General features: G+C 71.5%; 33 protein-coding genes. 9 read left to right on the top strand and 24 right to left on the bottom strand.

The features are described from left to right. Positions 1-114: 114 nt before the first annotated feature. A complete protein-coding gene (locus ACWEF6_RS20840; RefSeq protein ID WP_449684465.1) occupies positions 115-1239 on the bottom strand; it encodes an alkaline phosphatase family protein in 1125 nt (374 codons plus the stop codon). A gap of 45 nt (positions 1240-1284) precedes the next feature. Between ACWEF6_RS20840 and ACWEF6_RS20835 the strand changes: the two genes are divergently transcribed. Next, positions 1285-1497 (top strand): FmdB family zinc ribbon protein, encoded by a 213-nt coding sequence (locus ACWEF6_RS20835; RefSeq protein WP_020640946.1) that lies wholly within the window; start codon positions 1285-1287, stop codon positions 1495-1497. Here ACWEF6_RS20835 and ACWEF6_RS20830 read toward each other — a convergent pair. After that, complete coding sequence (locus ACWEF6_RS20830) at positions 1494-2612, bottom strand: trans-sulfuration enzyme family protein (RefSeq protein WP_449684464.1); 1119 nt, start codon at positions 2610-2612, stop codon at positions 1494-1496. The two genes, ACWEF6_RS20835 and ACWEF6_RS20830, sit on opposite strands and share 4 nt — an antisense overlap. 58 nt (positions 2613-2670) lie before the next feature. Between ACWEF6_RS20830 and ACWEF6_RS20825 the strand changes: the two genes are divergently transcribed. Continuing rightward, positions 2671-3147 carry an Lrp/AsnC family transcriptional regulator gene (locus ACWEF6_RS20825; protein ID WP_086840754.1) on the top strand — a complete coding sequence of 159 codons (477 nt, stop codon included), beginning with the start codon at positions 2671-2673 and terminating at the stop codon, positions 3145-3147. Between the two features lie 2 nt (positions 3148-3149). On the opposite strand, the gene ACWEF6_RS20820 is transcribed toward ACWEF6_RS20825, so the two are convergent. Together ACWEF6_RS20820 and ACWEF6_RS20815 are read right to left on the bottom strand one after the other, a co-directional pair. Then, a complete protein-coding gene (locus ACWEF6_RS20820) occupies positions 3150-3674 on the bottom strand; it encodes an AAA family ATPase (RefSeq protein WP_449684463.1) in 525 nt (174 codons plus the stop codon). Next, a complete protein-coding gene (locus ACWEF6_RS20815) occupies positions 3658-4122 on the bottom strand; it encodes an Lrp/AsnC family transcriptional regulator (RefSeq protein ID WP_449684462.1) in 465 nt (154 codons plus the stop codon). The genes ACWEF6_RS20820 and ACWEF6_RS20815 overlap by 17 nt, the downstream gene beginning before the upstream one ends. A 93-nt stretch (positions 4123-4215) precedes the next feature. Here ACWEF6_RS20815 and ACWEF6_RS20810 point away from each other — a divergent pair, with 93 nt between their 5' ends. From ACWEF6_RS20810 to tsaA, 3 genes are read left to right on the top strand one after another with little or no spacing between them, the layout of a single operon-like run. Then, on the top strand, positions 4216-5058 hold the full coding sequence (locus ACWEF6_RS20810) for an LLM class flavin-dependent oxidoreductase (protein ID WP_449684461.1): 843 nt from the start codon (positions 4216-4218) through the stop codon (positions 5056-5058). Next, positions 5055-5483, top strand: a complete 429-nt coding sequence (locus ACWEF6_RS20805; RefSeq protein WP_449684460.1) for a nucleoside deaminase — start codon at positions 5055-5057, stop codon at positions 5481-5483. Before ACWEF6_RS20810 ends, ACWEF6_RS20805 begins: the two co-directional genes overlap by 4 nt. Positions 5484-5494: 11 nt before the next feature. Continuing rightward, positions 5495-5890: a tRNA (N6-threonylcarbamoyladenosine(37)-N6)-methyltransferase TrmO gene (gene tsaA, locus ACWEF6_RS20800; RefSeq protein WP_449684495.1), complete on the top strand. Its 396-nt coding sequence runs from the start codon at positions 5495-5497 to the stop codon at positions 5888-5890. On the opposite strand, the gene ACWEF6_RS20795 is transcribed toward tsaA, so the two are convergent. The 10 genes from ACWEF6_RS20795 to nucS form a co-directional block, all read right to left on the bottom strand. After that, complete coding sequence (locus tag ACWEF6_RS20795; protein WP_449684459.1) at positions 5891-7657, bottom strand: 3-hydroxyacyl-CoA dehydrogenase family protein; 1767 nt, start codon at positions 7655-7657, stop codon at positions 5891-5893. It abuts the gene before it with no gap. A 119-nt stretch (positions 7658-7776) separates the two neighbouring features. Then, positions 7777-8451 carry a dihydroxyacetone kinase phosphoryl donor subunit DhaM gene (gene dhaM, locus ACWEF6_RS20790; protein WP_449684458.1) on the bottom strand — a complete coding sequence of 225 codons (675 nt, stop codon included), beginning with the start codon at positions 8449-8451 and terminating at the stop codon, positions 7777-7779. Then, entirely contained in the window at positions 8448-9077 is a 630-nt protein-coding gene (gene dhaL / locus ACWEF6_RS20785; RefSeq protein ID WP_449684457.1) for a dihydroxyacetone kinase subunit DhaL, read from the bottom strand. The genes dhaM and dhaL overlap by 4 nt, the downstream gene beginning before the upstream one ends. Next, positions 9077-10078 (bottom strand): dihydroxyacetone kinase subunit DhaK, encoded by a 1002-nt coding sequence (gene dhaK, locus ACWEF6_RS20780; protein ID WP_449684456.1) that lies wholly within the window; start codon positions 10076-10078, stop codon positions 9077-9079. The genes dhaL and dhaK overlap by 1 nt, the downstream gene beginning before the upstream one ends. 67 nt (positions 10079-10145) lie before the next feature. Beyond that, entirely contained in the window at positions 10146-11138 is a 993-nt protein-coding gene (locus tag ACWEF6_RS20775; RefSeq protein ID WP_449684455.1) for a DUF3558 domain-containing protein, read from the bottom strand. Positions 11139-11185: 47 nt separating this feature from the next. Further along, the gene (locus ACWEF6_RS20770; protein ID WP_449684454.1) at positions 11186-11470 is read right to left on the bottom strand and encodes a hypothetical protein; all 285 of its coding nucleotides are present in this window, start codon (positions 11468-11470) and stop codon (positions 11186-11188) included. Positions 11471-11479: 9 nt separating this feature from the next. Beyond that, complete coding sequence (locus ACWEF6_RS20765; protein WP_449684453.1) at positions 11480-13177, bottom strand: sodium:solute symporter family protein; 1698 nt, start codon at positions 13175-13177, stop codon at positions 11480-11482. A gap of 199 nt (positions 13178-13376) precedes the next feature. After that, the gene (locus ACWEF6_RS20760; protein ID WP_449684452.1) at positions 13377-14153 is read right to left on the bottom strand and encodes a hypothetical protein; all 777 of its coding nucleotides are present in this window, start codon (positions 14151-14153) and stop codon (positions 13377-13379) included. Positions 14154-14538: 385 nt separating this feature from the next. Continuing rightward, positions 14539-14745 (bottom strand): DUF1653 domain-containing protein, encoded by a 207-nt coding sequence (locus ACWEF6_RS20755; protein WP_449684451.1) that lies wholly within the window; start codon positions 14743-14745, stop codon positions 14539-14541. A 1-nt stretch (position 14746) separates the two neighbouring features. Then, entirely contained in the window at positions 14747-15406 is a 660-nt protein-coding gene (nucS, locus tag ACWEF6_RS20750) for an endonuclease NucS (protein WP_449684450.1), read from the bottom strand. A 37-nt stretch (positions 15407-15443) separates the two neighbouring features. Here nucS and ACWEF6_RS20745 point away from each other — a divergent pair, with 37 nt between their 5' ends. After that, positions 15444-15989, top strand: coding sequence for an NUDIX domain-containing protein (locus ACWEF6_RS20745; protein WP_449684449.1), 546 nt, complete (start codon positions 15444-15446; stop codon positions 15987-15989). Here ACWEF6_RS20745 and ACWEF6_RS20740 read toward each other — a convergent pair. The 4 genes from ACWEF6_RS20740 to ACWEF6_RS20725 all read right to left on the bottom strand — a co-directional run bounded on the left by ACWEF6_RS20740 (position 15961) and on the right by ACWEF6_RS20725 (position 18726). Continuing rightward, positions 15961-16425 carry a DUF2867 domain-containing protein gene (locus tag ACWEF6_RS20740; protein ID WP_449684448.1) on the bottom strand — a complete coding sequence of 155 codons (465 nt, stop codon included), beginning with the start codon at positions 16423-16425 and terminating at the stop codon, positions 15961-15963. The two genes, ACWEF6_RS20745 and ACWEF6_RS20740, sit on opposite strands and share 29 nt — an antisense overlap. Beyond that, positions 16422-16922 carry a TetR/AcrR family transcriptional regulator gene (locus ACWEF6_RS20735; protein ID WP_449684447.1) on the bottom strand — a complete coding sequence of 167 codons (501 nt, stop codon included), beginning with the start codon at positions 16920-16922 and terminating at the stop codon, positions 16422-16424. The genes ACWEF6_RS20740 and ACWEF6_RS20735 overlap by 4 nt, the downstream gene beginning before the upstream one ends. 65 nt (positions 16923-16987) lie before the next feature. Then, positions 16988-17761 carry an enoyl-CoA hydratase-related protein gene (locus ACWEF6_RS20730; RefSeq protein ID WP_449684446.1) on the bottom strand — a complete coding sequence of 258 codons (774 nt, stop codon included), beginning with the start codon at positions 17759-17761 and terminating at the stop codon, positions 16988-16990. Next, positions 17758-18726: a GlxA family transcriptional regulator gene (locus ACWEF6_RS20725; protein ID WP_449684445.1), complete on the bottom strand. Its 969-nt coding sequence runs from the start codon at positions 18724-18726 to the stop codon at positions 17758-17760. The genes ACWEF6_RS20730 and ACWEF6_RS20725 overlap by 4 nt, the downstream gene beginning before the upstream one ends. 72 nt (positions 18727-18798) lie before the next feature. Between ACWEF6_RS20725 and ACWEF6_RS20720 the strand changes: the two genes are divergently transcribed. Next, complete coding sequence (locus ACWEF6_RS20720) at positions 18799-19341, top strand: cysteine hydrolase family protein (RefSeq protein WP_449684444.1); 543 nt, start codon at positions 18799-18801, stop codon at positions 19339-19341. On the opposite strand, the gene ACWEF6_RS20715 is transcribed toward ACWEF6_RS20720, so the two are convergent. The 3 genes from ACWEF6_RS20715 to ACWEF6_RS20705 all read right to left on the bottom strand — a co-directional run bounded on the left by ACWEF6_RS20715 (position 19334) and on the right by ACWEF6_RS20705 (position 22528). Next, positions 19334-21352, bottom strand: a complete 2019-nt coding sequence (locus ACWEF6_RS20715) for a protein meaA (RefSeq protein ID WP_449684443.1) — start codon at positions 21350-21352, stop codon at positions 19334-19336. The two genes, ACWEF6_RS20720 and ACWEF6_RS20715, sit on opposite strands and share 8 nt — an antisense overlap. An 85-nt stretch (positions 21353-21437) precedes the next feature. Beyond that, positions 21438-21950, bottom strand: coding sequence for a hypothetical protein (locus ACWEF6_RS20710; protein ID WP_449684442.1), 513 nt, complete (start codon positions 21948-21950; stop codon positions 21438-21440). A gap of 56 nt (positions 21951-22006) precedes the next feature. After that, positions 22007-22528, bottom strand: coding sequence for a PH domain-containing protein (locus ACWEF6_RS20705; protein ID WP_449684441.1), 522 nt, complete (start codon positions 22526-22528; stop codon positions 22007-22009). A gap of 260 nt (positions 22529-22788) precedes the next feature. Here ACWEF6_RS20705 and ACWEF6_RS20700 point away from each other — a divergent pair, with 260 nt between their 5' ends. Further along, positions 22789-23415: a LysE family translocator gene (locus ACWEF6_RS20700; protein WP_449684440.1), complete on the top strand. Its 627-nt coding sequence runs from the start codon at positions 22789-22791 to the stop codon at positions 23413-23415. After that, positions 23415-24041, top strand: coding sequence for a LysE family translocator (locus ACWEF6_RS20695; protein WP_449684439.1), 627 nt, complete (start codon positions 23415-23417; stop codon positions 24039-24041). Before ACWEF6_RS20700 ends, ACWEF6_RS20695 begins: the two co-directional genes overlap by 1 nt. On the opposite strand, the gene ACWEF6_RS20690 is transcribed toward ACWEF6_RS20695, so the two are convergent. The 3 genes from ACWEF6_RS20690 to ACWEF6_RS20680 are packed head-to-tail and all read right to left on the bottom strand — an operon-like array spanning position 24038 to position 26503. Then, positions 24038-25228 carry an alpha/beta hydrolase family protein gene (locus ACWEF6_RS20690; protein WP_449684438.1) on the bottom strand — a complete coding sequence of 397 codons (1191 nt, stop codon included), beginning with the start codon at positions 25226-25228 and terminating at the stop codon, positions 24038-24040. The two genes, ACWEF6_RS20695 and ACWEF6_RS20690, sit on opposite strands and share 4 nt — an antisense overlap. Then, a complete protein-coding gene (locus ACWEF6_RS20685) occupies positions 25225-26043 on the bottom strand; it encodes an NmrA family NAD(P)-binding protein (RefSeq protein WP_449684437.1) in 819 nt (272 codons plus the stop codon). The genes ACWEF6_RS20690 and ACWEF6_RS20685 overlap by 4 nt, the downstream gene beginning before the upstream one ends. After that, the gene (locus tag ACWEF6_RS20680; RefSeq protein ID WP_449684436.1) at positions 26036-26503 is read right to left on the bottom strand and encodes a nuclear transport factor 2 family protein; all 468 of its coding nucleotides are present in this window, start codon (positions 26501-26503) and stop codon (positions 26036-26038) included. The genes ACWEF6_RS20685 and ACWEF6_RS20680 overlap by 8 nt, the downstream gene beginning before the upstream one ends. Positions 26504-26511 lie beyond the last annotated feature (8 nt).

Below are 26511 nucleotides of genomic sequence, written 5' to 3'. Positions count from 1 at the left end.
CGACCCAACCCCCAGGCACCCGAGTCGACGCCCAAGCACTCGGAACCGGACACACCCGAGCCCACCCGCGCGTGTCGTCCCTCCAGGTACGCGTGTCGTCCGCCCGGGTACGGCCTACCCCTGGGCCAACGCCAGCGGCACCAGCTGTTCGGCGCTGGTGAGCGACCCGTGCTGCCCGACCAGCGACGTCTCGACGGCCTCCGCGAGCCCCCGCACCATCCCGAACCGGTCCCGGGCCGCGGCCACCACGTCGCCGATCCGCGGCAGCACCCGGTCGCTCACCGTGTGCCCGAACCAGCCCTCCGCGACGGCCTCTTCGCGCGAGCGCACCCAGGCCCGCTCGCCCAGCACCGCCCGCCAGGCCGCGAGGACGTCCGCGGCCGCACCCGGCTCGGTGTAGACGTGCCGGGCCCGGACCTCGCCCCCGAACGTCCGGACGCCGGCCAGCAGCTCCGGGACGTCTTCGAGGTCGAGCTTGTCCTCGACGGTCACCATCCCGTGGTCGGCCACCACCGCGAGCAGCGCGCCGGGCGGCAGACCGTCCACAAGGGACTCGACGAGCCGGTCGATCTGCCGCAGCTGCATCCGCCAGGCGGTCGAACCGGGGCCGTAGACGTGCCCCAGCAGGTCGAGTTCGCTGTGGTAGGCGTAGCAGAACGCGCGCCCGCCGAGCACCGACAACGTCCGCGCGGCGAGGTCGCCCAGCGCGTGGACCCCGGCGTACTGCGCGCCGCTTTGGGTGGCCAGGGTCAACGCCGTGTCGCGGAACTTGGCCGACGACACCACGGCCGCTTCGATGCCCGCCGCGGCGGCGCGCTCGAACGTCGTCGGCAGCGGCTGCACCTCGCGGGGCGGGAGGGCGCCCCGCAGGTCGCTGCCGTCCTCGTGACTGCACCAGCGCAACGCGTTGAGCACGCCGGTGCCGGGCATTTCGAAGGTGTAGCCGACCATCCCGTGCTCGCCCGAGGCGAGCCCGGTGCCGATCGCGGCCACCCCGGCGGCCGTCGTCGACGGGAAGCCCACGCGCAGCGATTCGCGGGCGAGCTCGGTCAGCACCGGGGCGTCCGCCGCGTGCTCGGCGAGCAGCTCCCAGCCGAGCCCGTCGACGAGCAGCACGCCGGCGCTGCGGGCCTCCGGCAACGCCAGTGCGTTCCCGCAACCGGGCACCTCGAGCGCGGCGAGCAGGGACGGGACGACCTGGCCGAGGTGCGGGACGTCGGCGAGCGAGGGCGGCTGCACGCGCCCAGCTTCCCATCCCCGGGCGCCTCCGGCGATAATCGCGGCATGCCGACCTACGCCTACCGCTGCCGCGAGTGCACCGAGACGTTCGAGCTCCTGCGCCCGATGAGCGAATCCGGCGCGCCGGCGGCCTGCCCGGAGGGCCACGCCGACACCGTCAAGCTGCTCACCACGGTCGCCCTCACCGGGGCCGCGAGCGGTCCCGCGGCCCCGGCCGGCGGTGGCGGTGGCTGCTGCGGAGGCGGCTGCTGCGGTTAGACCGCCTTCAGCGCCTGCTCCAGGTCGGCCCACAGGTCCTCGACGTCCTCGAGGCCGGCGGACAACCGGATCAGCTGGTCGGAGACCCCGGCGCCGTGGCGGTCGCCCTCGTCGACGATCCGGTGGCTGATCGAGCCCGGGTGCTGGATCAGCGTGTCGACGCTGCCCAGGCTGACGGCCGGCGTGATCAGCCGGACGGCCCCGATCAGGGCGTGCGGGTCGCCGTCGACCTCGAACGCCACCAACGGCCCACCGATCCGCGGGTAGTGGACGGCGGTCACGGCCGGGTGCTCGCCAAGCCGTGACGCCAGGGTCGCCGCGGTCGCCGAGGCCGCGTTGACGCGCAGGGGCAGCGTGGAAAGCCCGCGCAGCAACAGGTATCCGGCGAGCGGGTGCAGCACGCCGCCGGTCGCGAAGCGGATCTGCCGCAGCCGGGCGGCCTCCGCCGCGTCGCAGGCGACGATCCCGCCCATCACGTCGCCGTGGCCGCCGAGGAACTTCGTCGCGCTGTGCAACACGATCCGCGCGCCGTGGCGGCCCGGGCGCTGGAGCACCGGCGTCGCGAAGGTGTTGTCCACCAACAGCGGCACCTCTCCGCACACGCGAGCCAGCTCGGCGATGTCGGCCTCGGCCAGGGTCGGGTTCGCCGGCGTCTCGACGAACACCAGCCCGGTGTCCGGCCTCAGTGCGGCGGCGACACTGTCGGGCGCGGCCCAGGTGACCTCCGTGCCGAGCAGCCCGGACTCGAGCAGGTGGTCGCTGCAGCCGTAGAGCGGGCGCACCGCGACGACGTGGCGTTTCCCTTGCGCCACCGCGGAAAGCAGGCAGGCCGAGACGGCGGCCATGCCACTGGCGAATGCGACGCCGTGTTCGAACCCCTCCAGCTCGGCGAGCGCCCGCTCGAACCGCTCGACGGTCGGGTTGCCCACCCGGCCGTAGATCGGCGGCCCGTCGAGTTCGGCGCCCGCGGCGAAGGCGTCGATCCGGGCGGCTTCGGCGGCACTGTCGCGGGACGGGTAGGTCGTGGACAGGTCGAGCGGAGCGGCGTGCACGCCGAGGTCCGTGAGATCGTCACGGCCGGCGTGGACGGCTCGCGTGCGCAGCGAGGAAGTCATGGCAGCATGGTCGAGCTTTCCCCGGGCCGGGGGCAACACTCTCGGATATCATTCGGCGATGTCCGCTTCCGTCGAATTGAGTCCGGTCGATCTCGAAATCCTGCGCCTGCTGCAGAACGATGCCCGGATCACCAACAAGGACCTCGCGGCCGCGGTCGGCATCGCGCCGTCGACGTGCCTGGATCGCGTCGCCCGGCTGCGGGACACCGGCGTGATCACCGGGCAGCACGCGTCGGTCGACGCGGCCAAGCTGGGCCGTCCGCTGGAGGCGTTCCTGTTCGTCCAGGTCCGCCCGCACCGGCGGCCGCTGGTGGACCCGTTCATCGAGCACCTGCTCTCGCTGCCGGAGGTGCGCGCGGTCTACCACCTGACCGGGCCGGACGACTTCCTCGCGCACGTCGCGACCAGCTCGGCCGGGGAGCTGCAGCGGCTGGTCCTCGACGAGCTCACCGCGCGTGACGAGGTCGCCCGCGTGCACACCAACCTGGTGTTCCAGCACTGGAGCGGCGGCCCGCTGCTGCCGCCGGGGGCCTGAGCTCAGAGCGTCTCGAGCCAGCGGCGGGTCTCGCGCGGGGACGTCAGCCGGACGACGGCGGGCCCGGGCGGCTCGGCGGCCCACGCCCGGATCCGGTCCCGCTTGCGCGCGAACGACGCGAAGTGCCAGCGGATGATCGAGTCCGCGGAGAACACCTGGCGGAACGACTCGACGTTGCCGTTGCAGATCCGCTGCCGGGTCACCGCCCGCACGAACGTCCGGCGCACCAGGCGGCCCAGCGAAAGCCAGCGTGGGTAGTCGAGGCCCACGATGAGCTGTGCGCGGGGCAGCACGACGTCCTGCCACTTGCTGTAGCCGGCGTCGAGGACCCAGCGCTCCCGGGCGCACACCTCGGCGATCCGGCGGTGCTGCTCCTCGTCCGGGGTGCCGACCCAGCCCGGCTGCCAGCAGATGTCGTCCGCGGAGTGGTAGGGCAGGCCGGCGCGCTCGGCGATCCGGGCCGCGAGCGTCGACTTGCCCGAGCCGGTGACGCCGACGATGACGATGCGCTCAGGCCTCGAGGTCACGGGCGGGCTCCCGCGGTCCGCGGTAGGGCAGGGTCTGGCTGTAGACGAGGTTCGTGGTCGTGCTGCCGAACTGGCACAGCTCGTCGACCGTGCGCTCGAGGTGGGCCATCGAGGCCGCGGCGATCTTGAGCGTGTAGCAGTCGTCGCCGGTGGTGCGGAGGCATTCGAGGATCTCCGAACGCTCGCCGAGCAGCTTGTGCAACGGCTCGTGGCGGCTGCCCGGGTACTTGAGGCGGACCACGGCGAGCACCGGGTAGCCGACCTTGCCGAGGTCGATTTCCGCGCGGTAGCCGCTGATCACGCCGGCGGTCTCGAGCCGCCGGAGCCGTTCGGTCGCCGCGGACGCGCTGAGGTTCACGCGGCGGCCGAGCTCGGTGAGCGGCAGCCGGGCGTCGCGCTGGAGCTCGGCCAGGATGGCCCAGTCCGTCGGATCGAGACTCTCGGTCATCCGCCGAACATACCGTGGGATCCACGGCGGAACGGGCCGAACGCCGTGATCGTTCCCTTCCGGATTCGGGCAAAACGTCGATAGCCTTTCCGGGTGAAGATCGGCGTGAACGTCCCCAATTTCGGGCCCGGCACGAACCCGGGTGTCCTGCGCGCCTGGGCGCAGACGGTCGAAGGCCTCGGCTACGACCTGCTGATGGTGTCCGACCACGTCGCCATCACGCCGGACGTCGCCGGCCAGTACCCGGCGCCGTTCTACGAGCCGTTCACGACGCTGTCGTGGCTGGCCGGGGTGACGCAGCGGGTGCGGCTGGGCACCACGGTGCTCGTGGTGCCGTACCGGCATCCCCTGCTGGTGGCGCGGATGGCGGCGAACCTCGACGAGCTCAGCGGCGGCGGCCGGCTGGTGCTCGGCGCCGGGATCGGCTGGGCGAAGCAGGAGTTCGACGCGCTGGGCGTGCCGTTCGAACAGCGCGGCAAGCTCACCACCGAGCACCTGCGGGCGATCCGTGCCGCGTGGGCCGACACGGACGACTACCGCGCGGGGTCGATCCCGCTGTGGCTCGGCGGGCACAGCGACGCCGGGCTGCGGCGGGCGATCGAGCTCGGCGACGCGTGGCACCCGCTGCGGCTGACGATGGCCGGGTTCCGGGAAACGCTGGGGCGTCTGGAAAAGCTGGCCGGGGACAGGCCGGTGCCCGCCTTCGCGCCGCGGATCCTGTTGCGGGTGACGGCGGCGCCGGTGACCGGGCCGGGCCGGCGTGCCGGGGAAGGCACGCTCGAGCAGGTCGTCGACGACCTGGCGCAATTGCGGGCGATGGGGGCGGACACCGTCGTGCTCGACCCGTTCGACTCGGACCCGGCCGAAACGCTGCGCCCGGAGGTGGCGTGGCGGGATCTCGCGGCGGTGGCCGCATCCTGGAGGGAGAACCTGTGAAGGACACCGAAGAAGCCCTGCTGCGGCGGGCGATCGAACTCGCCCGCGAGGCGCGCGAGGAGCACGGCAACCCGCCGTTCGGCTCCCTGCTGGCCGACGCCGACGGGAAGGTCCTGGTCGAGGACCGCAACACCTCGTTGACCGACAACGACATCACGGCCCACCCGGAACTGAAGCTGGCCCGCTGGGCGGCGCAGAACCTGGACCCGGAAACCGCGGCGGCCACGACGATGTTCACCAGCACGCAGCCGTGCGGCATGTGCACCGGGGCGATCGAGCGGTCCGGGCTCGGCCGCGTCGTCTACGCGTTGTCGACGGAGCAGTTCCTCACGCTGCGGCCGCCGCTCACGTGGGGCCGGCACAAGATGGAGGGTCCCGCCCTGTTCGACGAGGCCCGCGTGCCGGTCGAGGGCTATTACCAGTGACGGGTTACCAGGTGCGTCCGGTGGCGCGCATCGAGTCATCCCTGGCGGACCGCGCGTCGGCTCCGAAGCAGGGTGACGAGGGCGCGCCACCGTCCCGGGTGGTGTTCGAACCGGAATTCGCCCCGGCGGCGGCCGATCTCCGCCCGGGCGACCGCCTGGTCCTGTTGACGTGGCTGCACGAAGCGGACCGCGACGTCCAGGCGGTCCACCCGCGCAGCGATCCGGCCCGCCCGTTGCAGGGCGTGTTTTCGACGCGCTCACCGGACCGCCCGAACCCGATCGGCCTCCACACGGTGACGGTGACGGCGGTCGAGGGCAGCACGCTCACCGTCACCGGCCTGGAAGCGATCGACGGCACGCCGGTGCTCGACGTCAAGCCCGTCCTCGGCGAGGTGGCCGAGCGCTGATCAGTAGTCCTTGAAGCCCTTCCCGGTCTTCCGCCCCAGCCGGCCGGCCGTCACGAGGTGCTCCAGCAGCGGCGCCGGCGCGAAGCCCTCCTCGCGGAACTCGTTGTAGAGCGTCCGCTGGATGGCCAGGGAGACGTCGAGGCCGACGACGTCCAGCAGTTCGAACGGGCCCATCGGCAGGCCGCAGCCGACCTTCATGGCCGTGTCGATGTCGTCCGCGCCCGCGTAGTGGGCCTCCAGCATCTTCACCGCGTCGTTCAAGTACGGGAACAGCAACGCGTTGACGATGAAACCCGCGCGGTCGCCGCAGTGCACCGCGTGCTTGCCGACCGCGGCGCAGACCGCGCTCGCCGTCGCCACCACGTCCGGGGCGGTCGCGATCGTCGAGACCACCTCGACCAGCTTCATCACCGGGGCCGGGTTGAAGAAGTGGAGACCGACCACATCGGACGGCCGGGACGTCGCGGCCGCGCACTCGATCACCGGCAGCGAGGACGTCGTCGTGGCCAGCACAGCGCCGGGGCGGACCACCTCGTCCAGCGCCGAGAACACCGCCTGCTTGACCGCCAGCTCCTCGGCCACCGCCTCGACGACCAGGTCGACGTCGGCCAGCGCCTCGAAGTCGGTGACCGGGGTGATCCGGGCCAGCGCCACCGCGGCGTCCTCTTCGGACAGCTTGCCCTTGACCACGGCCTTGTCGAGCGACTTCTTGACGCGCGCCACCGACGCCTGCGCCTTCTCCAGGCTCCGGGCGCGCAGCACGACGTCGAGGCCGCGCTTGGCGAACACCTCCGCGATGCCGGTGGCCATCGTGCCCGTCCCGACCACGCCGACCCTCGCCACCGGGCGCGGCGGAACGCTGTCCGCTGTGGACACGACGCCGGACGTGACCACGTTGGGCGAGTCCGGGGCGTCGTAGGTGTAGAAGCCCCGGCCGGTCTTGCGGCCCAGCAGGCCCGCCGTGATCATCTGCTTGAGCAGCGGCGCGGGCGCGTGCAGGCGGTTGCGGGACTGGTGGTACATCGTGTCGAGGATTTCGTTCGCGGTGTCCAGCCCGATCAGGTCGAGCAGCGCGAGCGGGCCCATCGGGTAGCCGCAGCCGAAGCGCATCGCGGCGTCGAGGTCCTCTCGGGTGGCGTAGCGCTGCTCGTACATCCGCACCGCGTGGTTGAGGTAGCCGAACAGCAGTGCGTTGGCGATGAAGCCGGCCCGGTCGCCGATCACCACCGGCACCTTGCCGAGCCGCTCGGAGAACTCGACGACCTCGGCGACCACGTCCGGCTCGGTCACCACGGTCTTGACGATCTCGACGAGCTTCTGCACCGGCGCCGGGTTGAAGAAGTGCATGCCGACGACCTTGCCGGGCCGCGCGGTGTGCACGCCGATCTCGGTGATCGACAGCGACGACGTGTTGGACGCGAAGACCACTTCGGGCCGGGTGATCTTGTCCAGCTCGGCGAAGACTTCGGCCTTCAGCTCGAGACTCTCCGGGATCGCCTCGATCACCAGGTCCACTTCGGACAGATCCGACAAGGACGTGCCGTACCGGATCCGCCCCAGCAGGGCCTCCCGCCCGGGGGCGTCCAGCTTGCCGCCGGAGAGCGCCCGTTCGGTCGAGTGCTCGAGGTGACCGCGGCCGCGGGCGATGCCGGCTTCGTCGACTTCGACCGTGACGACGTCGAGCCCGCTGCGGGCGAGCACTTCGGCGATGCCGGCCCCCATGGTGCCCAGGCCGACCACACCGACCGTCGAAATGTCCCGCGCCATCGAGGCCTCCAGAGATGTTACTCGCTGGTAATTGGCCTCGATACTGCCACGAGGCACCGCCGGAGCCCAGACGGAATCGAGTCAGTACGGCTCAAGTCACCCGGTCGGCGAGTGCGGCTTCACTCGCCGAAATTGCCGTCCACCAGCTCTTTCGCCTTCTCCAGCGCGGCGGACGCCTGTGGCCCGCGCGCCCGGACGCGGATCCGGTCGCCCTGGCGTGCGCCGAGCGACATCAAGGCCAGGACGCTGTGGCCGTCGGCCTCCTGGTCGCCGAGCCGCACGGTCACCTCGGCGTCGAACTCGCTGAGCGTGCGCACCAGCACCGCGGCGGGCCGCGCGTGCAGCCCGACGTCGTTGTGCAGCTCCAGCTCGACTTCGGCGGCGTCGGCCGGAGCCTCCTCGGCGGGCGCCAGGTCGTCCGGGATCCCGGCCGCCGCGGCGGCCTCGGCCACCGCCTTGCGGCCCTGCCCGGCCTGCGCCGCGACCGCCGCCGCGATCGCGCCCTCGACCAGCGGGCCGTCCGCGACGATCGCGGCCGACGGGTCGGCCAGCGACTCGACGGCGAGCTCCGCCGTCATCTGCGCGCTGCCCAGGTCGTAGAGCAGCACGACGCCGTCGCCGGAGTCGGCGCGCTGGGTGGCGGCGACGACCTCGTCGTAGTCCGTGCCGATCGAGCCGTCGGAGAGGCCGCCGGCCGGGAGGATGGTGACGTCCGGCGCCATCTGGGCGGCCAGCTCGGCCAGGCCTTCGGCGAGCTTCGCACTGTGCGACACGAGCACGATTCCCACGCTCACCGGGCGGCCTCCGCGAACGCCCGCAGCAGCAGCGCCGACGACCGGGCACCGGGGTCCAGGTGCCCCACGGCCCGCTCACCGAGGTAGGACGCCCGGCCCTTCCGCGGCACCAGGTCCACTGTGGACTCCGCGCCGGTGTCGGCCGCGTCGGCCGCCGCGGTCAGCACCGCGGCGACGTCCCCGCCGCCCTCGGCCGCCTTCTCCGCGGCCGCCACCGCGGGGATCAGGGCGTCGACCATGGTGGCGTCGCCGCCCACGGCCTTGCCGCGGGCCTGGACGCCTTCGAGGCCGGCGCGCAGCGCGTCCAGCAACGCCGGGACGTCGACGGTCCCGACGGCGCCCAGCTTGGCCGAGGCACGCAGGAAAGCCGTGCCGTACAACGGGCCCGCGGCCCCGCCGACCTTCGAAATCAACGTCGTCGCGACGAGCTTGAGCACCCCGCCCGGTGTGTCCGGAACCGCCGAATCGAGCGCCGCCACGACGGCCGCGAAGCCGCGGTTGAGGTTCTCGCCGTGGTCGCCGTCGCCGATCGCGCGGTCGAGGTCGATCAGTTCCACGCGGTGCTCGGCGACCACCGCCGCGGCGGCGCGCACCGCCGCCGCGACCCCCGCGGCCTCACACGCCATCAGAGCCCCCACCGCAGGGCCGCGGTGTTGACCGGGGCGTCCCACAACTCGGTCAGCTCGTCGTCCAATTTGAGCAACGTCAGGCTCATCCCCTGCATCTCGAGGCTGGTGATGTACGGGCCGACCAGCCGGCGTTCGACCACGATCCCACGGTCGGCCAGCAGCCGCTCGGCGATGCCGTGGGCCAGGTAGAGCTCGACCAGCGGGGTGCCGCCCATCGAGTTGGTGAACAGCAGCACGCGGTCGCCCGAGGCGAACGGCAGGTCGGACACGACCGCCTCGACCATCCGGGCCACCAGCGCGTCGGCCGGCTCGGCCGGGAGCCGCTCGCGGCCGGGCTCGCCGTGGATGCCGATGCCGAACTCGATCTCGTCGTCGGCGAGGTCGAAGCTGGGGGTGCCGGCGTGCGGCACGGTCGGCGCGGTGAGCGCGACGCCGATCGACCGGACCTGGCCGATCACCTTCTGTGCCATCGCGGTGACGGCGTCGAGCGAGTCGCCGCGCTCGGCGGCGGCGCCGGTGATCTTCTCCAGGAGCACCGTGCCGCCGACCCCGCGGCGGCCCGCGGTGTACGTCGAGTCCTTGACCGCGACGTCGTCGTCGATCACGACGCTGCGCACCTCGAGGCCCTCGGCGGCGGCCAGCTCGGCGGCCGTCTCGAAGTTCAGCACGTCGCCGGTGTAGTTCTTGACGATGAGCAGCGCGCCCGCGTCGCCGGTGGTCGCGGTGACGGCGGCCTGCACCGCGTCCGGCGTCGGCGAGGTGAACACCGCGCCGGGCACGGCCGCGGCGAGCATGCCGTGGCCGACGAACCCGCCGTGCAGCGGCTCGTGCCCGGACCCGCCGCCGGAGATCACGGCGACCTTGCCCGCGACCGGCGCGTCGGCTCTGATCACGACGTCCGGGTCGTACTGGACGCGGAGGACGTCGGCGTGCGCGGCGGCGAGCCCCCGCAGCGACTCGGCGACCACGTTCGCCGGATCGTTGATGATCTTCTTCACGGCAGCCTCCGGCGCATCGGCGGGTGGGGTGTCCCCTTCCTACCTCTCCGCGCGGCCCGCCGCCAGATCAGGGTTTGGGGAGCTTGGTGACCACGTTCTTCGCGACGGTCACCGCCTTGCCGCACGGGTCGGTGTCGTTGTCGGCATACCCCTGGTAGTCCACCTGGGCCAGTTCGACGTCGTCGCCCTGCCACGGCCGGTGCTGCCACTCGACCTTGCACCGCGCCGAACCGCCGGTCGCCTGCTTCTGGAAGCCGGTCACGCCGTTGCCGAGGTCCACCTTGGAGTTGCCGTCGCCGACGAGCGGGGGCAGGCCCGGCCGGAACCCGACCGTCACCGTCGGGCCGCGGTCCCGCCACTCGCACGAGTGCAGCCCCGAGGGGGCGGGCTTCGCCGACGGCACGACGGCGGTCACCGCCGCGGCGTCGGCCATCGCGCACGGCTCGGCGGTCAGCACGGTGCCCGCGGGTGTCGAGTACTTCTCCGGCGAGTTGTGCACCTTCTGGACGACGGCTTCGGCGAGTGCCTGCCCGGGGCGGCAGGGGTCACCGGCGTAGGTGACCGACACCCCGAGCGCCACATCCGGGTTCAGCGCCGTCATCACCGCGACGGTGCAGTCGGTGTCGCCGGTCTTGTTCACGCGCAGCGGCAGCCCGCCGGCCACCCCGGTCGTCTTGTCCGCCCGCGGCACGAGGGTGCTGCCGATCTCCAGCTCGAGCCGGATTTCCTTGCCACCGGGGTCCTTCACCTTGTTGCTGCAGGTGTCGAAGGCGATGGACGACGGCGACGGGTCGGCCTCGACCGTGCCGAGGCCGAGTGCGCCCAGTGCGTCCTTGGTCAGGAACTGGCATGGCTGGATCGTGCGGAGCACGCCGGCCGCCACGGCGGCGTCGGTGATCGGGCTGTCGGGGACCTGGCCGGAGCCGGCCGCCGCGGGCACCGTCGTCCGGGCGAAGTTGGACTTGCCGAGGTCCGGCCCGCACGCCGTCAACGGCAGCGCGAGCGCGGTGACCAGCAGGAACAGCTTCGGGAGACGGCGGTGCCGAACGTCTGGGAACACGCGATGCACGGTAGCGGCACCCGAACGCCGCTGTCCGGACAACCCGGCTATTCGGCCGCCGCCGCCGGTGTGTCGCCGGTCTCCGGCTCGGCCGGCACGACGAGCGGGCGCACCAGGGCCCAGGTGACGAACAGCGCGGCGACCACCAGCATGCCGATCCCGGCCCACAGGTTGATGTTGACGTCGGCCGCCTTCTTGAGCTCCTCGTCGGAGGTGAAGCCGATGCCCATCACGGTGAGGATGACGCCGTAGACGCCGATCAGCAGGGCGATGATCAGCCGGATGTCGAAGGCGCCTGCCTTGTGCGCGCGTGGCTGCGACTCGGTAGCCATTCCGACCTCCTAGAAGATGATGTTCAGGGCGATGGTCAGGACGAGCACGATGCCCGCGAGCAGGCCCGGCTTGCGGTACCAGCCCGCGTTCTCGCCGGTCGCGTCGTGCTGGCGCGTCTCCTTCGGCGTCAGCGAGTAGACCAGGCCGACCAGTTCTTCGTCCGGCTTCGGCTTGGTCGCCAGCGACACGACGACGCTCACCACGATGTCGACCACGAAGGCGACCCCGGCGGCCACGAAGCTGGTGCCCTGGCCCTCCAGGCCGATCACCCCGGCCTGCGACAGGCCCCAGATCGTGATCGCGGACGCGGTACCGAGCACCAGGCCGCTCCAGCCGGCGTGCGGGGTCATCCGCTTCCAGAACATGCCCAGGATGAACGTCGCGAACAGCGGCGCGTTGAAGAAGGAGAACAGGTCCTGCAGGTAGTTCAGGATGTTGCCGGAGTTCGACGCGATGAACGCCGTGCCGATCGCGAGGATCGTGCCGCCCGACGTCACGATGCGGCCGAGGTTGAGGTAGTAGTGGTCCGGCTTGTCCTTCTTCACGTACGTCTGCCAGATGTCGTACGTGAAGACCGTGTTGAACGAGCTCAGGTTCGCCGCCATGCCGGCCATGAACGAGGCCAGCAGACCGGCGATGGCGATGCCGAGCATGCCGTTCGGCAGCAGGTCGCGCATCAGCAGCAGGAGCGCGTTGTTGAAGGTGACGCCGCTGTCGGCCTTGCCGCCGTCGAGCAGCACCTGCTTGTCCTTGACGTACTCGGACACGGTGACCGCGGCGATCATGCCGGGGATGATGACGATGAACGGGACCAGCATCTTCGGGAAGGCACCGATGATCGGGGTCCGCCGCGCGGCCGACATGCTCTTCGACGCCATCGCGCGCTGGACCTCGACGAAGTTCGTCGTCCAGTAACCGAAGGAGAGCACGAACCCGAGGCCGAAGACGATGCCCAGCACCGAAAGGACGCTGTTGCCGAAGCCGGTCAGGTTGTCACCGGGCCACGAGTGCAGCTGCGCGGTGCCGCCCGGGCTGTTGGTCACCTTGTCGACCAGGCCCTGCCAGCCGCCGACCTTGACCAGGCCGATGATCGTCAGCGGCACCAGCGCGATGACGATGACGAAGAACTGCAGGACCTCGTTGTAGATGGCGGCGGAGAGGCCGCCGAGCGCGGTGTAGGAGAGCACGATCGCGGCGGCGACGATGATCGACACCCACAGCGGCCAGCCCAGCAGCAGGTTCACCACGCTGGCCAGCAGGAAGAGGTTCGCGCCCGCGATGAGGATCTGGGCCGCGGCGAAGCTGACGCCGTTGACCAGGTGGGCCGGCTTGCCGAAGCGCCGCCGCATGAACTCCGGAACGCTGCGGACCTTGGAGCCGTAGTAGAAGGGCATCATCACGATGCCGAGGAACAGCATCGCCGGGATGGCGCCGATCCAGAAGTAGTGCACGGTCGGCAGGCCGTACTGGGCGCCGTTGGCCGACATGCCCATCACCTCGACCGCGCCGAGGTTCGCCGAGATGAAGGCCAGGCCGGTGACCCAGGCGGGCAGCGATCGGCCCGACAGGAAGAAGTCGAGGCTGCTCGACACCTGCCGCCGCGCCAGGTACCCGATGCCGAGCACGAGCGCGAAGTAGAACGCCAACTCGATGTAGTCGATCGCGCTCGCGTCGAGTCGCAGGTTCGCATCGGCTAGGACGAGCACCCGACCCACCTCCGGCAGTTCCCTATTTCAAACAGGACAAGATCCGACAGGAATCACCAGCATCCCGTCGGATCCGGACAGTACTGCATGGATTCAGGGTCGGCACGCCGACGTGTCCAAAATGGTCAGAGGGCGCGTTCTCCCGGCCTTGACCAGGGAGAACGCGCCCTCGTTCCGCGCGCCGCGGGAGCGGCGGGGATCAGCGGTCGGTCGGAACGGCGATCTCGCCGTCCTCGGCGATCAGGTGGGCCAGCACGTCGTCGGGCAGGTAGGTCCGGTGCGGGTAACCCGGGCCCCACGAGTTGAGGATCGGCACGGCGCCGAGCTCGTCGGCCCGCGGGTTGGCGAGCACCGAGTGCACGTCGTCGACCGACTTCGCCCAGCGGAACGCCTTGATGCCCTGCTTGGCCTCGGCGGTGTACTTCTCGCGGGTGTGCCAGTCGTCGTTGCCGTAGGAGTCGTCCCACAGGACGTGCCCGGTGTCCTTGAGCACCTCGGCCGCGGCGCGGACCGACGTGCCGTTCTCGTCGCCGGGGTTGGTCTCGGGCCACTCGTCGCGCTTCTTGGCCGAGTCCCAGAGCCAGCGGGCCGCGTACTCGCTGCCGTTGAAGATCGACATGCACCGCGACCAGCCGAAGCCGACGCAGGCGCCTTCGTGGCCCTGGTCGTAGAACGCGTACCAGGCGTCGGTGTCCGGGGTGCCGCCCGGCTCGAGGCACACGCAGTGGCCGCCGCGGATCCGGCCGAGCTTCTTGACGCCGGCCTTCGCGATGAAGAACTCGCCGGACTTCTCGTCCTGCTCGGGCTGGTCGAACGCCGAGTACCAGTTGACGCCGATCACCACCGGCGCCCGGGTGGGCCGGTCTTCGTCGGCCAGCGCGCCGAGCGGATACCTTTCCACGTGCCGCCAGTCGTCCGGAATGAACCGGCCCAGGCGCGGGTCGGCCGGATCGGAACCGAGTGGGCGATAACGCATGACTTCCTCCTTGCGTGCAGGCGAAAATGCGCACACGCCGGCCGGATGGCATGCGCACCCCGAGCTCGAAGGCGGACTGAAACGTTGGCACGACGAAGAAAGACGGCCGAGCGCACCACCCTCCGGCCACGCCGGACGCACCGGCGGAACCCCTCGAATCGAGTGTCGCACGAAAACGCCGAATAAGATCCCGAACTCACCCGAACAGCGCAGGAATCACGGTGAAAAAGTTTCCGCTGACCACCCGCGCACCTATCGGGTCAAAGATTTCCTGGCGGAGCAATAATCACCGAATCAGATACACCGATTTCGGCATCGATTCGGTATCGGCACCGAGATACGTCCCTTCGGGCGACCGCGGGGTCAATTTTTCAACGCCCCGCGGTCAGTCTGCCACGCGCCGGAACCGCGGCACCCGGCCGTCCGGTGTCTCGACCGTCTCCGCGAACATCGCCGCCGGACGCACCCACAGCCCGCGCTCGCCGTAGAGCGCCCGGTACACCACGAGTTCCTCTTCCGTCTCGCTGTGCCGGGCCAGGCCCAGCACCTCGTACTCGCCGCCCTTGTAGTGGACGTACCGACCCGGCTCCACCTCAGAACAGCCGGAACTCGTCGGACTCGATGCCGCGGAGTTCGTCGTAGTCCAGGGTCAGGCAGCGGATGCCGCGGTCCTCGGCCAGCGTGCGGGCCTGCGGCTTGATGATCTGGGCCGCGAACACGCCCTGCACCGGCGCCAGGAGCGGGTCGCGGTTGAGAAGCTCGAGGTAGCGCGTCAGCTGCTCGACGCCGTCGATTTCGCCGCGGCGCTTGATCTCGACCGCCACCGAACGGCCGTCGGCGTCGCGGGCCATGATGTCGACCGGGCCGATCGCCGTGGGGAATTCGCGGCGGACCAGCGTGTAGCCGTCGCCGAGGGTCTTGATGTGCTCGGCGAGCAGTTCCTGCAGGTGCGCTTCCACGCCGTCCTTCTGCAGGCCCGGTTCCGCGCCCAGGGCCTGGGAATAGTCGTGGAAGATCTCGTCGATCGAGATCACCAGCTTCTCGCCCTGCTTGTTTTCGACGATCCAGAGCTTGCCGTCCTCGATCAGCCAGCACGGCGGGCTCATCCAGTTCAACGGCTTGTACGCACGGTCGTCGGAGTGCACCGACACCGAGCCGTCGGACTTGACGAGCAGCAGGCGGGTGGCCATCGGCAGGTGGGCGGTGAGCCGGCCGGCGTAGTCGACCTGGCACCGCGCGATCACGAGACGCACCCGAGGAGGGTAGGACAGGGTCGGCGATACTGGGCGCGTGGACCCCATTCAGCGTGTCGCGTCCCGCGAGGTGTACCGGAACAACTGGATGACGGTGCGGGAGGACGAAATCCGCCGCCCCGACGGCTCGCCGGGCATCTACGGCGTGATCGACAAGCCGTCGTACGCGCTGGTCATCGCCCAGGACGGCGACCGGTTCCGGCTGGTCGAGCAGTTCCGCTACCCGCTCGGCGAGCGGCGCTGGGAGTTCCCGCAGGGCACCGCGCCGGACCTGGCGGACGTGCCGCCGGCCCAACTCGCCGTCCGGGAGCTGCGCGAGGAAACCGGCCTGCGGGCCGGCTCGATGGTCCCCCTCGGCAAGCTCGACGTCGCCGCCGGCATGAGCAGCCAGCGCGGCTGGGTGTTCCTCGCCACCGACATCAGCGAGGGCGAGCCGGAGCGCGAGCACGAGGAGCAGGACATGCGCAGCGCGTGGTTCGCGCGCGCCGACGTCGAGAAGATGATCCTCGCCGGGGACATCACCGACGCGCAGTCGATCGCCGCGTGGGCGCAGCTCATGCTGTTCGAGCGGCACCGGCCTTGAGCATCCCGCGGATCACCAGGTGGTGGAACGGCTTGATCAGCGCGAAGTAGGCCGGGCCGACGCGGTTGTGGAAGTGCACGATCGTGCCGAGCCGGAAGCCGCGCAACACCGCTTCGACCGTCAGGTACCCGGTCAGGTGACTGTCGTCCACGCCCGCGACCAGGTACCGCTCCGGATCCCCGGCGCGGACGGTGAAGAACGCGACGCGGTCGCCGGGCGCGAAGCCGATGTCCTCGGGCCGCAGCCGGCCGGTCCGCGGAACCGACGCGGTCTCCAGCCGCAGCGCCTTGGCGAGCACGTACCGGACGCCGAAGAGGGCTTTCACCCAGGCCGGCGACCAGCCGAAGACGCCGGCGACGAATTCGCGCAGGCTGTTCTCGCTCTCGATTTCCTTGAACTCGACGTAGTCGGCGCCGTCGACGTAAGGCTCGGTCATTTCCGTCTCCCCAGTACCAGTTCCAACGCGCTCTTCAGCTGCCGGCCGGTCAGCGGCGGCACGACCTGCCCGGCGCCGACGACGATCAGGTACAACGCCCGCGCGAGGTCGGCGTCGCCGCCGATCTCGGTCAGGTAGGCGACGCGGGTGGCGTCCACGCGCTCCTGCACCGCCCGGGCTTCGGCGTCCTGCAGGGCCCACGCCCGGACGGCGATCTCCAGCTCCGGCCCGGGTCCCGGCGCCAGGACCAGCTTCAGCAACGCGCTCAGCCGGTCGCCGTCCGCCGCTTCGGCCTGCTCCACGAACCGCGTGGTGCGTTCGGCTTCGAAGTGCTCCAGCAGGGCGGTGCGGTAGCCGCTCATGCCCTTGAAGTGGTGGTAGAAGGAGCCTTTCGACAGCCCGAGGCGTTCGGTGAGCCGTTCGATGGTCACCGAGGGCGCGCCCTGCTCCGCCAGCAGCACCAGCCCCGCGTCCAGCCAATCCCGCTTGCTCGCCATGGCCATACCATACCGTATGGTACGGTCGGTGGCCACGCCGAAACCCGGCCGGACCCTCTCGCCGATCAGTCGGGCCAGGAGGGCTTGCGCTTCTCCAGGAACGCCGCCATGCCCTCGCGGGCGCCGGGCAGCTGGGACGCCGCCGCCATGACTTCGAGCGCGATCGCGTAGGCGTCGGCTTCGGGGCGGTCGAGCTGGGCGTAGAGCGTCACTTTGCCCATCGACTTGCTGGCGCGGCTGCCGCGGGTGGCCCGGGCCAGCAGCTCCGCGACGGCGTCGTCGAGCTGCTCGTCGGGGACGACCCGGTTGACCAGGCCCCAGTCCAGCGCCGTCGCCGCGTCGATGACGTCGCCGGTCAGCGCCAGCTCCATCAGGCGCTTGCGGCCGATCGACCGCGCCACCGGGACGGCCGGCGTGTGGCAGAACCAGCCGCCCTTGCCGCCCGGCAGCGCGAAGCCCGCCGACTCGGCGGCCACGGCCAGGTCGCACGATGCCACCAGCTGGCAGCCCGCCGCCGTGGCCAGGCCGTGCACGCGGGCGATGACCACCTGCGGGATCGACTGCATCGTCTTCATGACGTCCGTGCACAACGTGAGCAGCTCGCGCACGCCCACCAGGTCGCGCGCGGCGACGTCGGCGAAGTCGTGGCCGGCGGAGAACACCGGGCCGTCGGCGGCCAGCACGACGCCGGTCGCGTCGGTCGTCCCCGCCTCGCGGAACGCCGCGAGCAGCTCGGCGAGGTGCTCCGCCGAGAGCGCATTGCGCCGCGCCGCCCGGTTCATGGTGATCGTGACGGTGTCGCCGTCGCGCTTGACCAGGATGTGCTCGTACTCGGTCATGCCCCGACGGTAGTACTTCCCGCGCGGAATGTGCGCCGGTAGCTGTCCGGCGCGACGCCGACTTCGGCGCGCATCCGGCGCCGCAGGTTGGCCGCCGTGCCCAGCCCGGACCGCTCGGCGACGCGCTCGACCGGCAGCGACGTCGTCTCCAGCAGCCGCTGCGCGTACCGGACGCGCTGGACGCGCAGCCAGCGTCCGGGTGTCACCCCGGTGGCCGCGGCGAACTCGCGGTGGAACGTCCGCTCGCTCATCCGCGCGTGCCCGACCAGGTCCTCGACGCCGATGCCGTCCCCGAGCCGCGCGAGCGCCCAGTCCATTGTGGACGCCATACCGGGCTGGGCCGCCTTCGGTGGCAGCGGGTGGTCGACGTACTGGCGTTGCCCGCCCTCGCGCGCCGGCGGCATCACCAGGCGGCGCGCCAGCATGGCGGCGATGTCGGCGCCGTGGTCGCGCCGGACCAGGTACAGGCAGAGGTCGAGGCCGCCGACGACGCCCGCGGACGTCAGGACGCCGCCGTCGTCGGTGTAGAGCACGTCGCGCTGCAGGTCCGCGCGCGGGGCGACCTCGGCGAGGGCGTCGAGGTCGCGCCAGTGCGTGGTCGCCGGGCGGCCGTCGAGCAGGCCGGCGGCGGCGAGGGTGAACGCGCCGGAGCACAACCCGGCGACGGTCGCGCCCGCCCGGTGGGCGCGACCCAGCGCCGTGACGGCCGACGGCGGCACCGGAGCGAGGGGGTCGTCGCGGCCCGGTGCGAGCACGAGGTCGCAGCCGTCGAGCCCGGCGAGGCCGTGCGTGGCCGCGACGTCACCGAACGGCGACGTGGCCGTCCGCACCCGGCCGGCGCTGCACAGCCGCACGGTGAACGGGCCGATGCCGCTGTCGGTCCGGTCCTGGCCCCAGACCTCGCCGATCACCGCGAGGTCGAACACCCGGGTGCCCGGCAGCAGGAGGACGCCGATGGTGCGCATGGCAGGAAAGTACCGCATCGCGCGTCTTCTGCCACTCCCCTCGCGCACCGCACCCCCGCGAGACTCGACGGCATGACCGAAACGGCACTCATCCTGATCGACGTCCAGCGCGGGTTCGACGACCCGGAGCTCTGGGGCCCGCGCAACAACCCGGGCGCCGAAGCGAACATGAAGGCCCTGCTCGACGCGTGGCAGGAGCGGCGGCTCCCGGTGGTCCTGGTGCACCACGATTCGCCGAAGCCCGGCTCGCCGCTGCGTCCCGGCCAGCCGGGCAACGACTTCAAGCCCGAACTCGACGGCGCCCGGCCGGACCTCGTGTTCGGCAAGAAGGTCAACTCGGCGTTCCTCGGCGACGTCGACCTCGACGCGTGGCTGCGCAAGCGCGGCATCACGAGCTTCGTCGTGGCCGGCATCCAGACGAACTTCTGCTGCGAAACCACCGCGCGGATGGGTGGGAACCTCGGCTACGACGTCACTTTCGCGCTCGACGCCACGTTCACCTTCGACCTCCCGGGCGTGCCCGCGGACGAGCTCTCCCGCGTCACGGCGGCGAACCTGGCGAACCAGTTCGCCACCGTGAAGTCCACAAAGGACGTACTGGCCGAGCTCAGCTGAGGCCGTGCCGCTCGCGGATCAGGCTGACAATGCCGTCCATGATCCCGGTGAGCTCGTAGTCCTTGGGCGTGAACACCCGGGCGATGCCGCGTTCGGTGAGCAGCGCGGCATCGTCGGGCGGGATGATGCCGCCGACGATCACCGGCACGTCGCCCGCCCCCGCGGCGCGCAGGCCGTCGACGACGTGCGGGACGACCTCGAGGTGCGAGCCGGAGAGCACGGAGAGCCCGACGACGTGCACGCCTTCCTGCACCGCGGCCGCGACGATCTGCTCGGGTGTCAGCCGGATGCCCTGGTAGACGACCTCGAAGCCGACGTCGCGCGCCCGGACGGCGACCTGCTCGGCGCCGTTGGAGTGCCCGTCGAGGCCCGGCTTGCCGACCAGGATCCGCAGCCGCTCGCCCAGCTCCGCCTCGGTTTCCCGGACCCGCGTGCGCACCCGCTCCAGCTCGGGGTCCCCGGCTCCGGCGACCGCGGAGGCGGAAACGCCGGTGGGCGCCCGGTATTCACCGAACACCTCGCGCAGCGCGCCGGCCCACTCGCCGGTGGTCACGCCGGCCCGTGCACAGTCCACAGTGGCCTCGAACAGGTTTTCCGTGGTCTGCGCGCGTTCCTTCAGCGCGGCCAGCGACCGTTCGACGGCCTCGTTGTCGCGCTGGGTGCGCCACTCTTCGATCGCGGTGACGGCGGCCTTCTCGACGGCGGGGTCGATCGTCTCGATCGCCTTCGCGCCTTCGGCCTGCAGCGGCGACGGCTCGGTCGTGCCGAACCTGTTGACCCCGACCAGGATCCGCTCGCCGTTCTCCATCTCGCGGCGGTACTCGGCCAGCGACGCGACCAGCTGCGACTTCATGTAGCCGCTCTCGACCGCGGCGACGGCGCCGCCGAGGTCCTGCACGCGGGCGATCTCCTCGCGGGCGCCGGCCATGATCTCGTCGACCTTGGCCTGGATGACGTGCGAGCCGTCGAAGATGTCCTCGTACTCCAGCAGGTCGGTCTCGAAGGCGAGCACCTGCTGCATCCGCAGCGCCCACTGCTGGTCCCACGGCCGCGGCAGGCCGAGGGCTTCGTTCCACGCGGGCAACTGGATGGCGCGGGCGCGGGCGCCGCGGGAAAGCGACACCGCGAGCATCTCCAGCACGATCCGCTGGACGTTGTTCTCCGGCTGGGCCTCGGTCAGCCCGAGCGAGTTGACCTGCACGCCGTAGCGCAGCCGGCGGGCCTTGGGATCCGTTACGCCGTAACGGTCGCGCGTGAGCTCGTCCCAGAGCGCGGTGAACGCGCGCATCTTGGACATCTCCTCGACGAACCGGACGCCGGCGTTGACGAAGAAGGAGATCCGCGCGACGACCTTCGCCATGTCGGCCGCGTCGACCTGCCCCGAGTCGCGGACGGCGTCGAGGACGGCGATCGCGGTGCACAGCGCGTAGGCGACTTCCTGCGTCGGCGTCGCCCCGGCTTCCTGCAGGTGGTAGCTGCAGATGTTGATCGGGTTCCACTTGGGGACGTGGTGCACGGTCCAGGCGATCACGTCGGTGATCAGCCGCAGGCTCGGCCCGGGCGGGAAGATGTAGGTCCCGCGGGACAGGTACTCCTTGATGATGTCGTTCTGCGTGGTGCCGGCGAGCTTCGCGAGCACCTCGTCGACGTCGCGCCCCTCGGCCTCGGCCTGCTCGCGCGCCACGGAGACGTACAGCGCGAGCAGCCACATGGCCGGCGCGTTGATGGTCATCGACGTGTTCGCTTCGGCGAGCGGGATGCCGTCGAAGAGCCGCCGCATGTCGCCGAGGTGCGACACCGGGACGCCGACCTTGCCGACCTCACCGCGGGAGAGCTGGTGGTCCGGGTCGTAGCCGGTCTGGGTGGGCAGGTCGAAGGCCACCGAAAGGCCGGTCTGCCCCTTCGCGAGGTTGCGCCGGTAGAGCTCGTTCGACGCGGCGGCGGAGGAGTGCCCCGCGTACGTGCGCATCACCCAGGGGCGATCCCGCTCGTTGTCGGATGGGTACGGCACTGGGCACCTCCGGCGGTGGACGTTTCGTCGAGTGTACCGACCGGTAACTTATGGTGGCAGTGCAATGGGACACGTCCGGGTGACGTCAACCGGCCGCCTGCTCGTGCACGATCAGGTCGCGCAACCCGTCGACGTCCGGCACGTCGAACAGCTCGATCGGGGCCGGTTGCCCCTTCTTCGGCAGGGAATATCCGAGCAGGTACACGGACCCGTCCCGCCTCGTGAGCGTGAGCCGGCCGCCGCCGCCCTGGTCGCGCCGGACGACCGGCGGCTCCAGGTCATTCAGGTACTCGCACGTGCGGATGCGGCCCGAAACGCGGTCGGCCACCACGACCCGCTGGTCGGTCACCGCGTACACCGCGCGGCGCGTCGTGCGGAGCCGCCAGAGCACCGGCGCCCAGACGACGGCGAGCCCGATGCTCCCGAAGGTCACGGCCGCCCCGGGGGCCGGCAGCCCGATGGCGACGGCGAACCCCGACACCATGACCGAGCCGAAGACGAGGCGGTACCACTCGAGCCCGGTCGGGGCGATCCGCCGCGGCCGTCCCGACCACAGCAGCCGCTCACCCGGTTCCAGGGCGATCAGCGGTTCGTCCACGGCAACCTCCTCGGTTGCCGGGCTGACGCACCGGGAGGCCGCGCGGGTTGCCCCGATCAGGCAGCCGGGCTGTCGGCTTCCGGCGGGGCCTGGCGGGCGTGGGCTTCGTCGATCGCCTTGGTGAGCAGGTCGCGGACGCGCTTGGGCTCGCCGATCCCGATCAGCGTCACGGTTCCCGCGCCGCCGAAGGTGATGGTCCCGGTGCGGGACGGGCCCGCCTTGAGCATCGGGGCCGGCAGTCCGGCCAGCTCGCTGGAGCGTTCTTTCTGCCGGAACAGCCCCGAGCGCGCGATGATCCGGCTGTCGGTGACGGCGTAGGTGGTGCGCCCGAGCGCGAGGTACCGGACGATCGACCGGCCGACGGCACCGTAGAGACCGATCACGAGCGCAACAACGACCGCGGCCATGGTGAGACCGCTGGGTTCGCGGGTGAGCAGCAGCCAGAGAGCGGCGGCGGCGAGGAGAAGCCCGACCGGGGCAACCACCCCATCCGCGGCGACGTAGAGCGGGCGCTGGACCGGCTCCCCCGCCCAGAGCACGCGTTCACCGGGCAACAGCTCGATTTCCCCTGCTGACATGGCCGAACACTACTCTGCCGGAGGTGCTTCCGCCGAGTCCCGCACGCGCTGGATGCGGTCGTGCACCCTGTGTGCGCGGCCGATCGCGGGCCGCTGCCCCGCCGACCCCAACGGCACGCGGACACCCGGACCGGCCCCCCGCCCAGGCCTCCCCATGACCTCCTGTCCAAGCCAGCGGAAGGCCGGCTTGCGCGAGTTGTGGACTGTGTGACCGAAATCCGCGAGACCCGCCCCTGCCCCGTCGATTAGCGTGGGGAGCCGTGACGTGGAGTGCGTACGGGAGTTACCTGGTCATCGTGGTCCTGATCGTCCTCGCGCCGGGGCCGGACACGATGGTGATGCTCAAGAACGCGCTGTCCGGCGGGTTCCGGGGCGGGCTGCTCGCGTCGGTGGGCATCTTCGCCGGCAACGCCGTTCAGGGCAGCGCTGCGGCGCTGGGGCTCGGCGTCCTCATCGCGCGGTCGCAGCCGGTGTTTCTCGCGCTCAAGTGGGCCGGCGCCGCCTACCTCGTCTTCCTCGGGTTCCAGGCGCTGCGGGGCGCCTTCCGCGGCAACTACCACGCCGTCGACGAGGGCCGGCGGCAGCGAGGCGGGGGCTTCCGGCGGTTCCGCGAGGGCTTCCTCTCCAACATCACCAACCCGAAGGTGCTGGTGCTGTACCTGTCCGTCCTCCCCCAGTTCCTCGACCCGGTCCGCACCACGACGTGGGACGCGCTCGCCCTCGCCTACACCGTTGCCGTGCTGGGCATGCTGTGGTTGCTGGTGCTGCTGGTGTTCGTGCACCGCGTGCGGGCGTGGCTGGAGCGCCGCCGGGTGCGCCGGGCGCTGGACGGCGTCACCGGTACCGCCCTGCTCGGCTTCGGCGCCGCCCTCGCCCTGGAGGCCTGATGACCTGGCACACCTACGCGGCTTTCGCCGGGATGATGGCCTTCCTGGCGATGATGCCGGGCCCGGACACCATGGTCGTGCTGAAGAACGCCCTGACCGGCGGCGCGCGCGGCGGCGGCTGGGCGTGCGCCGGGATCACCATCGCGAACTTCCTCCAGGGGACGGCGGCAGCCTTCGGGCTGGGCGCGGTGATCACCCGCTACCAGCCGGTGTTCGAGACGGTGAAGTGGCTCGGCGCGGCCTACCTGGTCTTCCTCGGCATCCAGGCCCTCCGCGGCGCTTGGCGCGGGAACTACGCCGCCCTCGACGACGTCCGGAAAGCCCGCGCCTCCCGCGGACGCCGGTTCCGCGAAGGGTTCCTGTCCAACATCACCAATCCGAAGGTGATCGTGCTGTACCTGTCGGTGCTGCCGCAGTTCCTGACGCCGGGAGTCACCGACCAGGGCGATGCGCTGCTGCTGGCGTACACGGTCGCGGCCCTGGGCGTGGTGTGGCAGGTGGTGCTGTTGTTCTTCGTGCACCGGGTGCGGGGCTGGTTGCAGCAGCGCAAGGTCCGCCGGGCGATGGACGGCGCGACGGGCGCCGCGCTGGTCGGGTTCGGCGCGGCGCTCGCCCTCGAAGGCTAGAGCGTCCGGTCCAGCCAGTCGTAGATGCGGCCCGCCGCCAGGCGCTGGGCGCCGACGTGGCAGTGCGCGTCCGCGCCCTCCTCCGCCGTGAACGTCAGCAGCGTCTTCGGTGCCTCCAAGTGCGCGTACAGCCGCCTCGGCTCGGTCTCCTGGTCGCCGCCGAAGAACAGGTCGTCCGCCGCTTCGCAGACCAGTACCGGGCACTCGATCTTCTCCGCGATGCCGCCCTCCAGCGTGTACTCCAGGTACTTCGCGATGAACTCGCGGTCGGTCGCCGCGCCCAGGACGTACCGGCCGTGGTCGCACGCCCAGCGCAGCGTCGGGCTCGCCTCGCGGCCCGCCGCGAGCAGCGCGTCGAACTCCTCGTCCGCCGCGGCCTGGGCCCGGCGCACGATCTCCTCGCGCGACCAGGGCAGCAGGCCCGTCACCGCCGCGCCCGCGTCGTACACACCGTCCACCGCGACCACGGCCGCCAGCCGGTGTTCGAACGCCGCCGCGCGCGGGGCCAGCTCGCCGCCCAGGCTCACCCCCAGCAGCGCGATGCGTTCCGGGTCGACTCCGTCGAGGGCCAGGGCGAAGTCCACCACCGGCGTCACCACGTGCTCCCAGTCCGGGCGGAACACGAGCTTCTCGTGCCGGATCGCGCTCGGCTGGCCCGGGCCGTCGAACGTCAGGACGTGGTAACCGTGCGCGGCGCCCGCCGCCGCGCCCATGAAGTGGCATTCCTCGGCGCTGCCGTCGAAGCCGTTGTGCATGATCAGCAACGGCTTCGGCCCGGCCCCCGGCGCGCGGTAGAAGTACCCGCGCAGAACCGTGCCCTCGTACGGGATTTCGACCGGCTCGGCCACCTCCGCGCGGCGGAAGCACTCGACGCTGCGATCGTAGGCCGCCGCGATGCGCGGGTCCGCCGGGTCTCCGTGGAGGAAGAACTCCGCGGAGAAGTAGTACGTCGACGCGCGCAGCAGCAGGTCGCGCGCGGTGACCGGGCCGGCGTCGGCCGCTTCGGCGTACAGGCGATCGGCCAGCGCGCGGTAGGCGTCGTGCCAGCTGTCGTAGTCGCCCGGCGTCACGGTCGACGCCGCCGCGAGGACCTCGCCGAAGTCCGAGCCGCCGTAGGCCGCGTGGCCGAACAGGCGGAGGGTCTCGAACCAGAACTGCCGGTCTTCTTCGAACATCAGCTGCTTCATCGGATTTCCTCCTGCACAAAGGTTTCGAACGAACGGGCCGGCCGCCCGGTGACCTGCTCGACGGCCGGGGTGACGCGGTCTTCGGCGCCGCGCCGGATGTCCTCGTCCAGGGCGGCCAGCACGCGGGCGAACTCGGCGGGGATCCCGGACGACGTCAGCGAAGCCGCGAAGGCCCCGGTGCCGACCGCGCGGTGCCGCACCGGACGGCCGAGGCGCGCGGACACGATCGCCGCCGCTTCGGCGTAGCTCAACGCGGCCGGTCCGGTCAGGACGTGGTCGGTGTTGTGCGGTACCGGATCGGTCAGCGCGCGGACGGCGACCGCCGCGATGTCGCCGGCGTCGACGAACGCGACCCGGGCGTCGCCGGTGGCCGTGACGATCTCGCCGTCCTGCACCCCCTGGGCCACCAGGTGCTCGCCGGTGAAGTTCTGCATGAACCAGGACGGCTTCAGCACGGCCCACTCCGGTGCCGTGCGCACCAGCCGCTGCAGGTCGCCGAGGCCCGGGGTGTCCTGCGTGACCGCCGAAGAGCTGAGCAGGACGACCCGCCGGACACCCGCCGCCAGCGCGTCGTCCAGGAAGGGCGCCACCAGGCCGGCCGGCGAAGCCTCACCGATCGGCGCCAGGAGGTAGACCGCGGAGACTCCGCGCAGCGCCTCGGCGTGGGTCGACCGATCCGCCCAGTCGAACCGGACCTGCCCGGCCTCGCCCGGCTTCCGCGTGGCCGCCCGGGCCGCGAATCCCCCGGCACGCAGGCCGGCGACGACCCGGCGGCCGGTCGTGCCGGTGCCGCCGAGGACCAGGACGTCAGCCACCGAACGCCGCCGTCAGTTCGTCGGCGCCGCCGAGGATCTCTGCGGCGGCGAGCGGGCTCCAGTAGTCGCGGTAGTGGCGGATGAGACCGTCCGCAACGGTGATCACGGCGATGTACGACAGCTCGTACGGCTTCTGCGTCGCCACCACGACTCCGGCAACGGTGAATTCGGCGACGACCACGGCCGGGTCGGTCGTTTCGTGCACGGTCTTCGCGGTGACCTCGCGGATGTCCAGCAGGTTCGGGTAGTCGCGCAGGTACTCGCGGATCGCCTCGCGCCCTTCGACGCGCTTCGGGTAGCCCGGACCGGCGAACGGGAACTCGAGGACGCCGTCCTCGGCCCAGAGCCCGGCGAACCCGGCCATGTCGTGCTTCAGCAGCAGATCGAGTGCGTGCTCGACGAAGTCGCGCATCGCAGCCTCCTTCGACGTTCGGACGAGACGGTACCGTCCCGACGTCAACCACGATA

The organism is Amycolatopsis sp. NPDC004772, assembly GCF_053601215.1.
This window is presented reverse-complemented; position numbering and strand designations above follow the sequence as displayed.

Excerpts from the sequence above, each read along its gene's own strand:
- ACWEF6_RS20795 (WP_449684459.1), bottom strand. The coding sequence starts at position 7,657 with ATGGCGCGGGACATTTCGACGGTCGGTGTGGTCGGCCTGGGCACCATG.
- ACWEF6_RS20740 (WP_449684448.1), bottom strand. The coding sequence starts at position 16,425 with ATGACCGAGCCTTACGTCGACGGCGCCGACTACGTCGAGTTCAAGGAA.
- ACWEF6_RS20730 (WP_449684446.1), bottom strand. The coding sequence starts at position 17,761 with ATGACCGAGTACGAGCACATCCTGGTCAAGCGCGACGGCGACACCGTC.
- ACWEF6_RS20705 (WP_449684441.1), bottom strand. The coding sequence starts at position 22,528 with ATGTCAGCAGGGGAAATCGAGCTGTTGCCCGGTGAACGCGTGCTCTGG.
- ACWEF6_RS20770 (WP_449684454.1), bottom strand. The coding sequence starts at position 11,470 with ATGGCTACCGAGTCGCAGCCACGCGCGCACAAGGCAGGCGCCTTCGAC.
- dhaL (WP_449684457.1), bottom strand. The coding sequence starts at position 9,077 with ATGGCGTGTGAGGCCGCGGGGGTCGCGGCGGCGGTGCGCGCCGCCGCG.
- ACWEF6_RS20725 (WP_449684445.1), bottom strand. The coding sequence starts at position 18,726 with ATGCGCACCATCGGCGTCCTCCTGCTGCCGGGCACCCGGGTGTTCGAC.
- ACWEF6_RS20735 (WP_449684447.1), bottom strand. The coding sequence starts at position 16,922 with ATGGCGAGCAAGCGGGATTGGCTGGACGCGGGGCTGGTGCTGCTGGCG.
- ACWEF6_RS20760 (WP_449684452.1), bottom strand. The coding sequence starts at position 14,153 with ATGCGTTATCGCCCACTCGGTTCCGATCCGGCCGACCCGCGCCTGGGC.
- ACWEF6_RS20695 (WP_449684439.1), top strand. The coding sequence starts at position 23,415 with ATGACCTGGCACACCTACGCGGCTTTCGCCGGGATGATGGCCTTCCTG.
- ACWEF6_RS20815 (WP_449684462.1), bottom strand. The coding sequence starts at position 4,122 with ATGACCGAGAGTCTCGATCCGACGGACTGGGCCATCCTGGCCGAGCTC.
- ACWEF6_RS20825 (WP_086840754.1), top strand. The coding sequence starts at position 2,671 with ATGTCCGCTTCCGTCGAATTGAGTCCGGTCGATCTCGAAATCCTGCGC.
- ACWEF6_RS20835 (WP_020640946.1), top strand. The coding sequence starts at position 1,285 with ATGCCGACCTACGCCTACCGCTGCCGCGAGTGCACCGAGACGTTCGAG.
- ACWEF6_RS20830 (WP_449684464.1), bottom strand. The coding sequence starts at position 2,612 with ATGACTTCCTCGCTGCGCACGCGAGCCGTCCACGCCGGCCGTGACGAT.
- ACWEF6_RS20690 (WP_449684438.1), bottom strand. The coding sequence starts at position 25,228 with ATGAAGCAGCTGATGTTCGAAGAAGACCGGCAGTTCTGGTTCGAGACC.
- ACWEF6_RS20720 (WP_449684444.1), top strand. The coding sequence starts at position 18,799 with ATGACCGAAACGGCACTCATCCTGATCGACGTCCAGCGCGGGTTCGAC.